The sequence below is a fragment of the Oerskovia gallyi genome (assembly GCF_014836745.1).
Taxonomy (GTDB): Bacteria; Actinomycetota; Actinomycetes; order Actinomycetales; family Cellulomonadaceae; genus Oerskovia; species Oerskovia paurometabola.
In genome coordinates this window covers 33903-46474 of sequence record NZ_JACSQE010000013.1, presented here as the reverse complement: position 1 = coordinate 46474, position 12572 = coordinate 33903, and the positions used below count along the sequence as shown (strand labels likewise).

9 protein-coding genes are annotated in these 12572 nt (G+C 71.9%); 6 read left to right on the top strand and 3 right to left on the bottom strand.

What is annotated here, in order from left to right:
* Positions 1-30: 30 nt before the first annotated feature.
* Positions 31-558, bottom strand: coding sequence for an amino-acid N-acetyltransferase (locus H9640_RS15545; RefSeq protein ID WP_191791690.1), 528 nt, complete (start codon positions 556-558; stop codon positions 31-33).
* 37 nt (positions 559-595) lie between these two features.
* Positions 596-1600, bottom strand: a complete 1005-nt coding sequence (locus tag H9640_RS15540) for a sugar-binding transcriptional regulator (RefSeq protein ID WP_191791689.1) — start codon at positions 1598-1600, stop codon at positions 596-598.
* A 252-nt stretch (positions 1601-1852) separates the two neighbouring features.
* Between H9640_RS15540 and H9640_RS15535 the strand changes: the two genes are divergently transcribed.
* The 5 genes from H9640_RS15535 to H9640_RS19760 all read left to right on the top strand — a co-directional run bounded on the left by H9640_RS15535 (position 1853) and on the right by H9640_RS19760 (position 10515).
* The gene (locus tag H9640_RS15535) at positions 1853-3601 is read left to right on the top strand and encodes a glycerol-3-phosphate dehydrogenase/oxidase (protein ID WP_191791688.1); all 1749 of its coding nucleotides are present in this window, start codon (positions 1853-1855) and stop codon (positions 3599-3601) included.
* 218 nt (positions 3602-3819) lie between these two features.
* Complete coding sequence (locus tag H9640_RS15530; protein ID WP_191791687.1) at positions 3820-4581, top strand: MIP/aquaporin family protein; 762 nt, start codon at positions 3820-3822, stop codon at positions 4579-4581.
* 171 nt (positions 4582-4752) lie between these two features.
* Complete coding sequence (glpK, locus tag H9640_RS15525; RefSeq protein WP_191791686.1) at positions 4753-6270, top strand: glycerol kinase GlpK; 1518 nt, start codon at positions 4753-4755, stop codon at positions 6268-6270.
* 95 nt (positions 6271-6365) lie between these two features.
* Positions 6366-7664: an alpha/beta fold hydrolase gene (locus H9640_RS15520; RefSeq protein WP_191791685.1), complete on the top strand. Its 1299-nt coding sequence runs from the start codon at positions 6366-6368 to the stop codon at positions 7662-7664.
* Positions 7665-7884: 220 nt separating this feature from the next.
* On the top strand, positions 7885-10515 hold the full coding sequence (locus H9640_RS19760; protein WP_191791684.1) for a helix-turn-helix transcriptional regulator: 2631 nt from the start codon (positions 7885-7887) through the stop codon (positions 10513-10515).
* 57 nt (positions 10516-10572) lie between these two features.
* Here the strand turns inward: H9640_RS19760 and H9640_RS15510 are convergent, their stop codons facing one another.
* Positions 10573-11172 carry a hypothetical protein gene (locus H9640_RS15510; protein ID WP_191791683.1) on the bottom strand — a complete coding sequence of 200 codons (600 nt, stop codon included), beginning with the start codon at positions 11170-11172 and terminating at the stop codon, positions 10573-10575.
* A 386-nt stretch (positions 11173-11558) separates the two neighbouring features.
* Here H9640_RS15510 and H9640_RS15505 point away from each other — a divergent pair, with 386 nt between their 5' ends.
* Complete coding sequence (locus H9640_RS15505; protein ID WP_191791682.1) at positions 11559-12515, top strand: hypothetical protein; 957 nt, start codon at positions 11559-11561, stop codon at positions 12513-12515.
* Positions 12516-12572 lie beyond the last annotated feature (57 nt).

Sequence of the window (12572 nt, the reverse complement as noted above, 5' to 3'; positions counted from 1 at the left end):
GCGGGCGTTCGGAGGGTGATCAGAGGGTGATCAGAGGGTGATCAGCATCCGGGTGTTGCCGAGGGTGTTGGGCTTGACCCGGGCGAGGTCGAGGAACTCGGCCACGCCGTCGTCGTGCGAGCGCAGGAGCTCGGCGTACACGTCGGGCGAGACGGGGGTGCCCTCGATCGCCTCGAACCCGTGCGCGCGGAAGAAGTCGACCTCGAACGTCAGGCAGAAGACCCGCTTCAGGCCCAGAGCCCTCGCGCGGTCGAGGAGCTCGACCACGAGGCGGTGCCCGACCCCGGTGCCGAGCCACGCGCGGTCCACCGCGAGCGTGCGGATCTCGGCCAGGTCGTCCCACATGACGTGCAGCGCGCCGCACCCGACGACCTCGGGCGCGTCCGGTCCGCCGACGTCGGCGACCACGAACTCCTGGACCGCCTCGTAGTAGCCGACCATCTCCTTGGCCAGCAGGATGCGTTCCTCGGCGTACGGCTCGACGAGCGATCGGATCGCGCGCACGTCGGCCGGCAGGGCGGGGCGGAGCGTCAGGGTGGGCGTGGGGCTGCTCGTCACGCGGACAATCTACGCCTCCTCGACGCCGGGTGCGTACTCATGCACCGGACTGCATACCTTCGAGCCGTGTCCGTGCGACCGCGATCCTCCCCGTCTCCTGCTCGATCAGGTGCGAGGCGGTGATCTCGTCGACGACGAGGTGCGTCACGACCCCCGCGCGCAGCGCTGCCCGCAGCGGGGCGACCTTGTTGTCCCCCGCGACCGCGCAGATGCGCTGCGGGATGCGCTTGAGCTCGTCGGGCCCGGGACCGGTGGCCCGCTCGTTGAGCGCGATGTCCTTGTAGGTCCCGTCGGCGCGCAGGAAGACCGTGCACACGTCGCCGACCACGCCCTCGGCGTCCAGGACCGCGATGTCCTCGGCCTCCAGGTAGCCCGCCGAGTACACGTGGCTCGGCACGCCGCCCGAGACGGCCCCCACCGAGAACAGCGCGACGTCGGCCCGTCGCTGGACGTCGAGCACCCGCCGGACCGACCGCTCGCGCCACATCGCCCGCTTGGTCTCGGCGTAGTCGAAGAACGCGGGCACTGGGAAATGGTGCACGTGCGCGTCGAACGCCTCGCCGAACCCCGCGATGAGGTCGCCCGCGTAGTGCACCCCCGACGTACGGGTGTTGGCCGCCCCGTTGAGCTGCACGACGGCCGAGCCCCGCGTCGGCTTGCGGCTCAGGTGTCGCGAGACGGCCGCGAGCGTGGTGCCCCACGCGATCCCCAGGATCATGTCGGAGTCGAACCACGACCCGAGCAGGCGGGCGGTCGTGAGAGCCACCTGGTCGAGCCGGTCGACCTGCTGGGTCGAGTCCGGGACGGGGACGACGTAGGCGTCGATGCCGTAGGTGGCGGAGATGTGCGCCCCGAGCCCGGGGGCCCTGCTCTGGGTAGGCCGGAGCGTGATCTCCACCAGACCCGTCTCACGCGCTCTCTTGACCAGACGCGAGACGGTCGAGCGCGAGGTGCGCAGGTGCTTGGCGATGGCCTCCATCTTCATGTCCTGGAGGTAGTACATCGAGGCTGCCCGGAGGACGTCCTGCTCCCGATCGGCCATCTGCTGGTCTCCTGCCACTGGTACCGCCCCGGCTGCACGTTTGTGCACTGCGCTTGCGCGTTCGTTCCTGACATGTTGACGTTAATACGTGCAGCGCCGTTCCGACAGCGCTGTACCGCGGCACGGTGCCCTCCTGGGTCCCGCCACGCACCGCTAGCGCGGGACGCGGAGCCGTGGGAACGTCACAGGAGGGAGTCCTTCACGGGACCCCGCCGATGACGCACCAGATCGACGACGAGAGAAGGCCATCGGATGACTTCCAGCAGACTCACCGCAGAGTCTCGCCAGCGGGCGCTCAACGCGCTCGAGGCGAGCACGAGCGCGGACCAGGAGCTCGACGTCCTCGTGATCGGCGGCGGCGTGACCGGGGCGGGGATCGCCCTCGACGCCGTGACCCGCGGGCTCTCGACCGCGATCGTCGAGGGCCAGGACTGGGCGTCCGGCACGTCGAGCCGATCGAGCAAGCTGGTCCACGGAGGTCTGCGCTACCTCCAGATGCTCGACTTCCACCTCGTCCACGAGGCCCTGACCGAGCGCGACCTCCTCATCAAGGACCTCGCGCCGCACCTCGTGCGCCCGGTCCCCTTCCTCTACCCGCTCGAGCACCGTGTGTGGGAGCGGGCCTACGTCGGTGCCGGCATCGCGCTGTACGACACGCTCGCGAGCATGGCTCCCGGCAAGCGCGCCCTGCCCCTGCACCGCCACCTCTCGCGCAAGCAGATGGAGCGCAAGTTCCCCGACCTCGCGCACGACGCCGCGATCGGCGCCGTCCAGTACTGGGACGCCTCGGTCGACGACGCGCGCCTGGTCTCGACGCTCGTCCGCACCGCGACGTCCTACGGCGCGCACGCCGCGTCCCGCACCCAGGTGGTCGAGCTGACCAAGGGGTCGACCGGAGCGGTCAACGGCGCGATCCTCGAGGACCTCGAGACGGGCAAGCGCATCACGGTCCGTGCCCGCGCCGTCATCAACGCGACGGGCGTGTGGACCGAGGACACCGAGTCGCTCGCGGGCTCCGAGGGCGGACTGCGCGTCCTCGCCTCCAAGGGCGTGCACATCGTCGTCCCGCGCGAGCGCATCAAGGGCCAGGTCGGACTGATCCTGCAGACCGAGAAGTCGGTCCTGTTCATCATCCCGTGGTCCCGCTACTGGGTCATCGGCACGACCGACACCCCCTGGGAGCAGGACCTCACGCACCCGGTGGCGACGGCCGCCGACATCGACTACATCCTCGAGCACGCCAACGCGGTCCTCGCCCAGCCCCTGACACGCGACGACATCATCGGCACCTACGCAGGCCTGCGTCCGCTGCTCCAGCCCGGGACCAAGGAGGGCACGAGCTCGGCCAAGGTCTCGCGCGAGCACACCACGGCCTCCCCGACGCCCGGCCTCACGGTCATCGCGGGCGGCAAGCTCACGACCTATCGGGTCATGGCCAAGGACGCGGTCGACTTCGCGATCGGCCAGCGCTCCGCGGCACTGCCCTCGATCACGGACAAGATCCCGCTGGTCGGCGCCGTCGGTCTGGGTGCCGTCCGCCGCCAGGCCCGCCCGTGGGCCTCGAAGTTCGGCTGGACCCCGCAGATGGTCGACCACCTCCTGCACCGCTACGGCTCCAACCTGCGCGACATCGTCGCCCTGTGCGAGGCAGACCCCACGCTCGCACGGCCGCTCGAGCACGCGCCCGCCTACCTGCGGGCCGAGATCAGCTACGGCGTGACCCACGAGGGAGCCCTGCACCTCGAGGACCTGCTGCTGCACCGTACGCGGCTCAACTACGAGGTGCTCGACCGCGGGATCGGCGCCCTCCCGGAGATCGCCGACATCGCGGCACCGCTCCTCGGGTGGGACGACGAGCGCAAGGCCGCGGAGATCGCGTCCTACACCGCGCGCGCCGCCGCGGAGGAGGCGGCGGAGCAGGAGCCCGACGACGCCACGGCCGAGCGCACGCGCCTCGCCGCCGACGACGTCGCCCCGCTCAAGCCCCTCTCCGGAGCCTGACCACCGCGACCGACGCACCTGCCCCGGGAGCCGCGCCGGCTCCCCCGAGAACAACTTCATAGCCCGGCCCCGGCTCCGCCTCGACTCGCGCGAGGTGGAGCCGGACCGGCACCCCTCAACCTCACGGATGCGCGCAGTGCGACGCACGCCGGGGCCCCGCCGCACGGATGCGTCGGGGTGGTTGCGACAACGAAGTCCACCAAGAAAGAGAGAATCTGATGGACACACTCATCCTCAACGCCTTCTGGTCCGAGATACTCGGCACCGCGACCCTGATCCTGCTGGGTGCCGGCGTCGTAGCCAACGTGATCCTCCCCAAGACCAAGGGCTTCAACGGCGGCTGGCTCCTCATCAACTTCGGATGGGGCCTCGCCGTCTTCACCGGCGTCTACGTCGCGTACAAGTCCGGGGCGCACCTCAACCCCGCGGTCACCATCGGTCTCTTCACCGCGGACCGCCCGTTCTACTCGGTGACGGGCCCCGAAGGGATCCTCACCGCCACGATCGAGCCCACCGTGGGCAACATGTTCATCTACTTCGGCGCGCAGATGATCGGCGCGATCATCGGTGCCGTGCTCGCGTTCATCGCGTACAAGAAGCACTTCGACGAGGAGGCGCCCCCCGCCACCAAGCTCGCGGTCTTCTCGACGGGCCCCGAGCTCCGCTCGTACGGCTGGAACTTCATCACCGAGGTCATCGCGACGTTCGTGCTCGTGTTCTTCGTCGTCGCGTCCGGCAACACCCCCTCGGGGCTCGGCCCGCTCGCGGTCGCGCTGGTCGTGGTCGGTATCGGCGCCTCCCTCGGTGGTCCCACCGGGTACGCCATCAACCCTGCTCGTGACCTCGGTCCGCGCATCGCCCACGCCCTGCTGCCCATCAAGGGCAAGGGGTCGAGCGACTGGGCCTACTCGTGGGTCCCGGTCGCGGGCCCGCTCGTCGGCGGCGTGCTCGCCGGCCTCCTCGGCAAGGCCTGGGGCTGACCCCGGGCGCCTGCTCCTGACACACCGTGTGACCGGGACGGGGCGACCCGCCCCGGTCACACGACCACCCGCCGTCGGGCCTCTTCGCGGGCCTCGACGCCACCCTCGCACCCGGCCGCGCACCGCGCGGCACCCGCTCTCAAGCACACCGACGTGAAGGACTGACACACCATGGCCGACTACGTTCTCGCCATCGACCAGGGAACCACCAGCTCCCGGGCCATCGTCTTCAACCACTCCGGGGAGATCGTCTCCTCCGGCCAGCTCGAGCACGAGCAGATCTTCCCGCGGGCCGGCTGGGTCGAGCACAACCCCGAGCAGATCTGGAACAACGTCCGCGAGGCCGTCGGCCTGGCCCTGACCCGCGCCAACGTCACGTACACCGACATCGCCGCGGTCGGCATCACCAACCAGCGCGAGACCGCGGTCGTGTGGAACCGCAGGACGGGCAAGCCCGTCTACAACGCGATCGTCTGGCAGGACACCCGCACGCAGAAGATCGTCGACGAGCTCGGCGGCGACGCGGGACCCGAGAAGTACAAGGCGATCGTGGGCCTGCCGCTCGCGACCTACTTCTCCGGCCCCAAGGTCAAGTGGATCCTCGACAACGTCGAGGGCGCCCGCGAGGCGGCCGACGCCGGCGACCTCGTGTTCGGCAACACCGACACCTGGGTCCTGTGGAACATGACGGGCGGCGTCGACGGCGGGGTGCACGTCACCGACGTGACGAACGCGTCGCGCACCATGCTCATGGACCTCGACACCCTGTCGTGGCGCGAGGACATCGCGGCCGACATGGGCATCCCGCTCTCGATGCTCCCCGAGATCAAGTCGTCCTCCGAGGTCTACGGGAACGGGCGCCCCGGCGGGCTCCTCCCCGGGGTCCCGATCGCGGGCATCCTGGGCGACCAGCAGGCCGCGACGTTCGGCCAGGCGTGCTTCGAGGTCGGCCAGGCCAAGAACACGTACGGCACGGGCAACTTCATGCTGCTCAACACGGGCACCGAGAAGGTGGCCTCGAAGAACGGCCTGCTGACCACGGTCTGCTACAAGATCGGCGACCAGCCGGCCCGCTACGCGCTCGAGGGCTCGATCGCCGTGACGGGCTCGCTCATCCAGTGGCTGCGCGACAACCTGGGCATGTTCTCCGACGCGCCCGACGTCGAGTGGCTCGCCCGCAAGGTCGACGACAACGGTGGCGCGTACTTCGTGCCCGCGTTCTCGGGCCTGTTCGCGCCGCACTGGCGCTCCGACGCCCGTGGCGCCCTCGTGGGCCTCACGCGCTACGTCAACAAGAACCACATCGCGCGCGCCGCGCTCGAGGCCGTCGCGTTCCAGACCCGTGAGGTCCTGGACGCCATGAACGCGGACTCGGGCGTCGACCTCACCGAGCTGCGCGTCGACGGCGGCATGGTCCAGAACGAGCTGCTCATGCAGTTCCAGGCGGACCAGCTCGGCGTGGACGTCGTGCGGCCCAAGGTCGCGGAGACGACTGCGCTCGGCGCCGCGTACGCCGCGGGCATCGCGGTCGGGTTCTGGCAGGGCGAGCAGGACGTCATCGCCAACTGGGCCGAGGACAAGCGCTGGACCCCGTCGATGGACGAGGACGAGCGCGAGCGCCTCTACCGCAACTGGAAGAAGGCCGTGAGCAAGACCCTCGACTGGGTCGACGAGGACGTCGAGAAGTAGCCCTTCTCGCCTCCACCGCCTGTCAGGACCAGCGTGACCTCGAGGTCACGCTGGTCCTGACATGTCCAGGGGCATTCGTGGCTAGGCTCGTCACCATGACCTCCGTGAGCTACACCCTCCCCGGGATGCACGTGACCGACCACGAGGTCGAGGTCCCCCTCGACTGGTTCGACGAGCGGGACCCGCGCCGGATCACGATCTTCGCGCGTGAGCTCGTCGACCCGGTCCGGCGGCGCGAGGACCTGCCGTTGCTCGTCTTCCTCCAGGGCGGCCCGGGCGGCAAGGGCCCGCGGCCGACCGGCCCCGAGGGATGGGTCGGGACCATGCTCGCGACGCACCGGGTGATCCTGCTCGACCAGCGCGGCACGGGCCGCAGCTCGGCCGTGCGCGGGCGCGCGCTCGCGGGGCTCGGCGACGCCGCCGCGCAGGCCGAGCACCTCACGCACTTCCGCGCGGACTCGATCGTGGCGGACGCCGAGCACCTGCGGCGCACCCTGTTCGGCGGTCGCCGCTGGGAGTCCCTCGGCCAGAGCTACGGCGGGTTCCTCACGCTCACGTACCTCTCGCGCGCCCCCGAGGGCCTCGCGGCCTGCTACGTCACGGGCGGCCTCGCGGGCCTCGAGGCCGACGCGACCGAGGTCTACCGCCGCACGTACCCGCGCACCGCGGCCAAGAACGCCCGTTTCGCGGCACGCTACCCCGACGACGTCGCGCTCCTGGGGCGTGTCGCGGACAGGATCGCGGTGGGTGACGTCACGCTGCCCGACGGTGACACGCTGTCGGTGCGCCGGCTCCAGACGCTCGGCATGGACTTCGGCATGAAGCCGGGCTTCGAGCGCGTGCACTGGCTGCTCGACGAGGCGTTCGACCACGGTGACGACGACCTGAGCGACACGTTCCTCAGCGAGGTCCGGGACCTCACGTCCTACCGGACGAACCCGCTGTACGCGGTGCTGCACGAGTCGATCTACGCCTCGGGTCGCGGGGCGACCGGCTGGGCCGCCGAGCGCGTACGTGCCGAGCACCCGCAGTTCGCCCCCGACGCCCGCCCGCTGCTCTTCACGGGCGAGATGATCTACCCCTGGATGTTCGAGGAGATCGCGGGCCTGCGGGACTTCCGCGGCGCGGCCGAGGAGCTGGCGCGGCGCGAGGACTGGACCGCGCTGTACGACCTCGACGCGCTCGCGGCCAACGAGGTCCCGGTCGCGGCCGCGGTCTACTACGACGACATGTTCGTCGACGCCCACCTGTCGCTCGACACGGCCTCCCGGGTGGGCAACGTGCAGGCGCTCGTCACGAACGAGTTCGAGCACGACGGGTTGCGGACGGGTGACGTGCTGGAGCGGCTGCTCCCCCTCGTGGACCAGCAGGGAGGGCCGCTCCCCCGCGGCTGACCCCACGCGGGCGTGATTGCCGGCCGTCCCTCCGATGCGGCCGCGCGCACCGAGCTCCGGGGTGTGTCGCGGACCGCCTACCCCGCGAAAACGCTCACCGTCACATAAAGTGGCACTCCGGAGAGCGGCGCGGTGCCGGCTCCAGTGCCAGAGGCGACGCAGCCGACGGCAGGCTGCCCAGGCACCTCACCAGGAGAGGGCGGGAGGCAGGATGCCGGTAGTGAGCACGACCCCCGGCAGACTGCACGGCGCTCCGCGACCACCCCACCTCGAGCTCGTGCGTGAACGGCTCGTCGACCGGCTCGACGCCGATGCGGCCCTGCGCGTGGTCCGTGGCCCGTCCGGCGGTGGGAAGACGTCCCTCCTCGCCGAGTGGGCGCGACGACGGGGGGCGGACGGGGTCTGGATCTCGACGAGCCCCGGCGCGACCCGGACCGAGCTCTGGCGCACCGTCGCCCGTCGGGCCACCCAGGCCGGCCTGCTGCGCTCGGAGACCACGACCGGTCTCGACGAGCTGACGACCGCGGCGCTGACGGCACGGCTCGCCGAGGCGTTCCTCACGGTCCCGGGCGAGGTGCTCGTCGTCGTCGACGACTACCAGAACGTCCGGGACGCCGAGGTCCACCAGGACGTCCTCGGGCTGCTGCGCACCTGCCCGAACCTGTCGTTCGCGCTCGCGACGACCACGAGCTCGATGCTCGAGGCGCCCGTCGTCGGCCTCGAGCTGACCCGCACCGTGATCACGGCCGACCAGCTCCCGCTCACGCTCGACGAGACCGCGCGGATGCTGCGTCAGGTCGGCGCGGACCTCGACCCGGCGCAGACGCACGTGAGCACGGGCGGGCAGCCCCTCTACCTGCGGGTCGCGATGCTCGCCGCCGAGCTCGCCGGCTCGCACGGCACCCCCGCCCATGTCCAGGTCGCGGCCGAGCTGCTCCGGGCGGCCGTCGACAAGCAGCTCCAGGGCCCCACCCGGCACCGGCTCGAGCTGTTCCTCGCGCGCTGCGTCGTCCCGGAGATCCTGACCGGAGACCTCGCGGTGGCGCTCACCCTCGATCCCGACGCGCCCGAGCTGCTGTCCGACCTCGAGGCGCGGGGACTCGGCACGTGGGAACGGCGCCCCACGGGTCTCGTCTTCGTCCTCTTCCCCGTCGTGCGGTCCCTCCTCCTGGAGACGTGCCGGCTCGAGGACCCCGAGGCGTCCCGCGTGGTCGAGGCGGCGACGGCCCGGTGGTACCTCCAGCACGGGTACCCGGTCGAAGCCGTCCGGCACGCGGTGACGGCCGGCGACCTCGCGATCGCCTCGGCCGCGGTGTCCCGCTACTGGACCCAGGTCTTCGAGGAGCGCACGATCGCGCACCTCGACGTCCTGCGCGCCGTCCCGGTCGCCGAGCTGCGCCCCTGGCCCCTGCTCGCGGGAGCGCTCGCACGGCACTACGACGCGATCCCCGGCGGGCGGGACGAGGCGATCGAGCTCTACCACGCAGCGCTCGCCGGGCTGCGTTCGGCGCCACGCCCCGCGGCACCGGGCGACCGCGTCGTGCTCGAGGTCCTCGAGAGCCTCGCGCTGCGGTCGACCGGCTCGGCCGAGCGCGCCCTGTACCCGGCGCGCCGCGCGGGGCGCATGCTGGGCGAGCTCCGGGTCACCGAACGACGCTCCATGGCGCGCGAACTGCCGCGGCTGCGCGCCGAGATCGCACGGTCGATGCTCCGTGGCGGCGCGGTGAGCGAGGCGCTCTCGATGCTGGAGGACCTCGGCGACCCGTTGGGGGACCCGCCCGGCGAGCCCCTGGCGCTGCACGGTCTGACGCTGCGTGCGCTCGCCCACGCCGTGCACGGCAACATGCCCGAGGCACGCCGCGACCTCGCCGTCGTCGAGGAGTCCTCGCACGAGGAGAACACCCCGCGGCGCAGCAAGGACGTCTACCACCTGGCGCACGCGCTCGTACGCATCGAGCGGTTCGACGCACGGGGTGCGCAGGCCCACCTGGACGCCGTGCGTCCCTACCTCTCGACGCTCGAGTCGCGACCGCAGTTCGCGCTGGCCCAGGCCTCGGTCGACCTCCTGACGTTCGAGCCGGCGCTCGGCGCGGAGCGGCTGCGCCGGTACATCGAGTCGGAGCGGGGCAGGCAGCGGATCTCCGCGCGGGACAGCGACCAGCTCGGCTACGCCGGCGGCCTGCTCGACCTCGCCCGTGGTCGGCTGGGCGCGGTGCACGCGACGCTCCGGGGCGCTTCCCCGTCGTCCGAGAACGCCCCGCTCCTGCGCGCCCACCTCGCGCTGCTCACCGAGTCCTGGCAGGTCGCGCGGGACGTCCTGGTCGAGCACACCCCGCCGGTCGACGCGTCGCCGCGCCTGAGGGTCGCGCACTCGCTGCTCCTCGCGGCCGCCCTCGTCAACGGCACCGACGAGTCCCACGCGTGCGACGCGCTCGGAAAGTTCGCGGCCGTCGCCGACGACCGCCAGCTGCTCTTCGCCCTCACGCTCCCGCCCCGGCGGGAGCTCGTCGCGCTCGTCGACCTGGCCGCGCGCAGCAAGGACAGGACGGCGCAGCGGGTGCTCGCCGCCGCAGGTCCGGTCCCCGAGAGGTTCGCCGCGATGGTGGGCTTCCCGCAGGCGCTGACGGACCGCGAGATCGTCGTGCTCGACAGCCTGCGCCGGCACGCCACGGCGGCCGAAATCTCGCTGAGCCTGACCGTCTCGGTCAACACCGTCAAGAGCCAGCTCCGGTCGGTCTACCGCAAGCTGGGGGTCCGCCGACGGGAGGACGCGCTCGCGAAGGGGATCGAGCTCGGGCTCATCGTGGCCGACCACGTCGACCCCGCGTCGGCGCGCGACGACCGGTGGTGACGCCGCACGACCGCGGGAGTCCCGACCGACCGTGACGACGCCGTCACACCGGGCGTGTCAGACGAGGTCGTCGACGATCCTGGCCGCAGCCCTCGTCCGCTCGTGCGACTCGCCGTCGTCGATCTGCCGCCCCGCCGCGACGAGAGCCGCGCGGCGGAGCCAGGAGAAGACGACCAGGACGGGGTACGTGTCCTCGCCGACGTAGACGCGGCGGCGCCAGGACGCCCAGGCGACCACACGGGCCAGCACGGGGACCGGGTCGTCGAGCTCGCTGGCCCGGTGCGCGACGTTCTCCCAGCCGTGCTCGGCGTCGCTCATGAGCTGTGCGCCGTCTCGGCCCAGCGGACGCGCGAGCGCTGCGAGTCCGATGTCCTCGCGGATCTCGGTGGCCTCGGTCGGGACGAGGTCCAGCCCGTCGCGGTACGTCCCGAACGCCGCGGGGTCGACGTGACGCCAGGGGTCGGCGTCCGGGAGCGAGTCGAGCAGGTCGGTGAGGGCCCCCGCGAGGAGGGTCACCGCGCGCAACCGCTGCTCGCGGGCCTGGGCTCTCATCGCCTCGAGGTCGGCGACACGGTCGTACGGATCGATCAGCGGTTCGACGAGCCCGACGGCCCACGCCGCCCAGGTCGTGTCGTCCCACGGGGCCGGGGTCGTCATCGCCGGCTCGCCCCGGCACGTCGTCGACGACCGCCTGCAGGGAGGCAGGTCCGACCCGGCGAGCACGCGCCGCGCGGGTGTGCGCCCGAGGAGTGCCTCGTCGTCGAGGACGGTGCGCAGGTCCTGCCGCCCATGCTCCACCTCCTGCTCGTCTGCGTGTCCGCGCCCAGGTCGGCGAGCGATCGCCGACGCGGAAGTGTATCCATCACCGGCACCGGCACAGAAGGGGCGGACGACACGAATCGCCGTCCGCGCGGGTGAATTCTCGACCCCGGGCCGCGGCAAGTCCCAGCATGGCACCACCTATAGCACCAGCGAGGGTGAACTCCGGTGTGAAAACCGTGTTCAGACGTGAAAGTAGTGCGAAGCGGCCGCATGCTGAGGGCATGAACGTGCGGCCCCCATCCGGCACGTGCCCGGACCGGGCGCGTGCAGCGCGCTCCCTGCGTGCCGCAGAGGAGCCGCTCCTCGACGACGACCACGACGCGCCCTCCGACGCCATGCGCTCCGAGGTGGCGCGCATCGTGCAGCTCGGCGACGACACCCGCTACGGCGCGGAGGTCTCCAGCTTCATCGCCGGCCACCGCGACCACTGGCGACGCATCGCCGCGAGGCTGTGCCGGACCAACTCGGTGCCGGTGACCCAGCACCTCGAGGACGTCGAGGCGATCGTCACGGAGACCGTCTGGGAGATGCTCGAGCGGTCGCGGCAGGACCCGACGTACCTGTCCACCATGCGCTCGTTCCTGGCGATCGTCGTCTACACCGCGCGCCCCAAGGTCCGCTCGTTCGTGGACCACGCGACGGCGCCCGCGTCGGGCATGGTCTCGGCCCAGCGGCGCCGGCGCGAGCTGGCCCGCACCCGCGCCGAGCTCGCCGCGCTGCGCGGCACCGTCCCGACGGTGCAGGAGGCGGTGCAGGCAGCCAACGACAGGCTCGGCGCACACCGCTCCGACGTCGTGCGTCAGGGGATGGTCGTCACCGAGGCCGACGAGCTCGTCCTGTCCGGCACGCTCTCCTTCGACGAGACCCTCGACTCCCCCCGGCTCGTCCAGGACGACCACGACTGCGTGCTGCACCCGGTCGAGGCGCCCACCCTGGTGCGCTCGGTGGTCGACGCCGCTCAGGCCGAGAACCCGACACGGGGCAAGGTCGCCGCCCTGTGGATGGCCGAGGCGTACGGCAGCGGACCGCTCCCGGGCCAGGACACCGTCGTGTGGATCTCCCGGACCCTCGGCCTGCCCCGTCGGAGCACCGCAGCCCACATCGACCGGGTCCGCGAGCTGGCTGCCGCCCGCCTGCACGCGATGGGCATCGGTACCGACCTCCTGGAGTCGGCGTGAGCGCGGCCGCCCTCCCGTCTCCTGCGGTTCTGCGCACGGGCACGTCCACCGACGGCA

Coding starts and splice junctions, on each gene's coding strand:
- H9640_RS15510 (WP_191791683.1), bottom strand. CDS start 11,172: ATGACGACCCCGGCCCCGTGGGACGACACGACCTGGGCGGCGTGGGCC.
- H9640_RS15530 (WP_191791687.1), top strand. CDS start 3,820: ATGGACACACTCATCCTCAACGCCTTCTGGTCCGAGATACTCGGCACC.
- H9640_RS15505 (WP_191791682.1), top strand. CDS start 11,559: ATGAACGTGCGGCCCCCATCCGGCACGTGCCCGGACCGGGCGCGTGCA.
- H9640_RS15535 (WP_191791688.1), top strand. CDS start 1,853: ATGACTTCCAGCAGACTCACCGCAGAGTCTCGCCAGCGGGCGCTCAAC.
- H9640_RS15520 (WP_191791685.1), top strand. CDS start 6,366: ATGACCTCCGTGAGCTACACCCTCCCCGGGATGCACGTGACCGACCAC.
- glpK (WP_191791686.1), top strand. CDS start 4,753: ATGGCCGACTACGTTCTCGCCATCGACCAGGGAACCACCAGCTCCCGG.
- H9640_RS15540 (WP_191791689.1), bottom strand. CDS start 1,600: ATGGCCGATCGGGAGCAGGACGTCCTCCGGGCAGCCTCGATGTACTAC.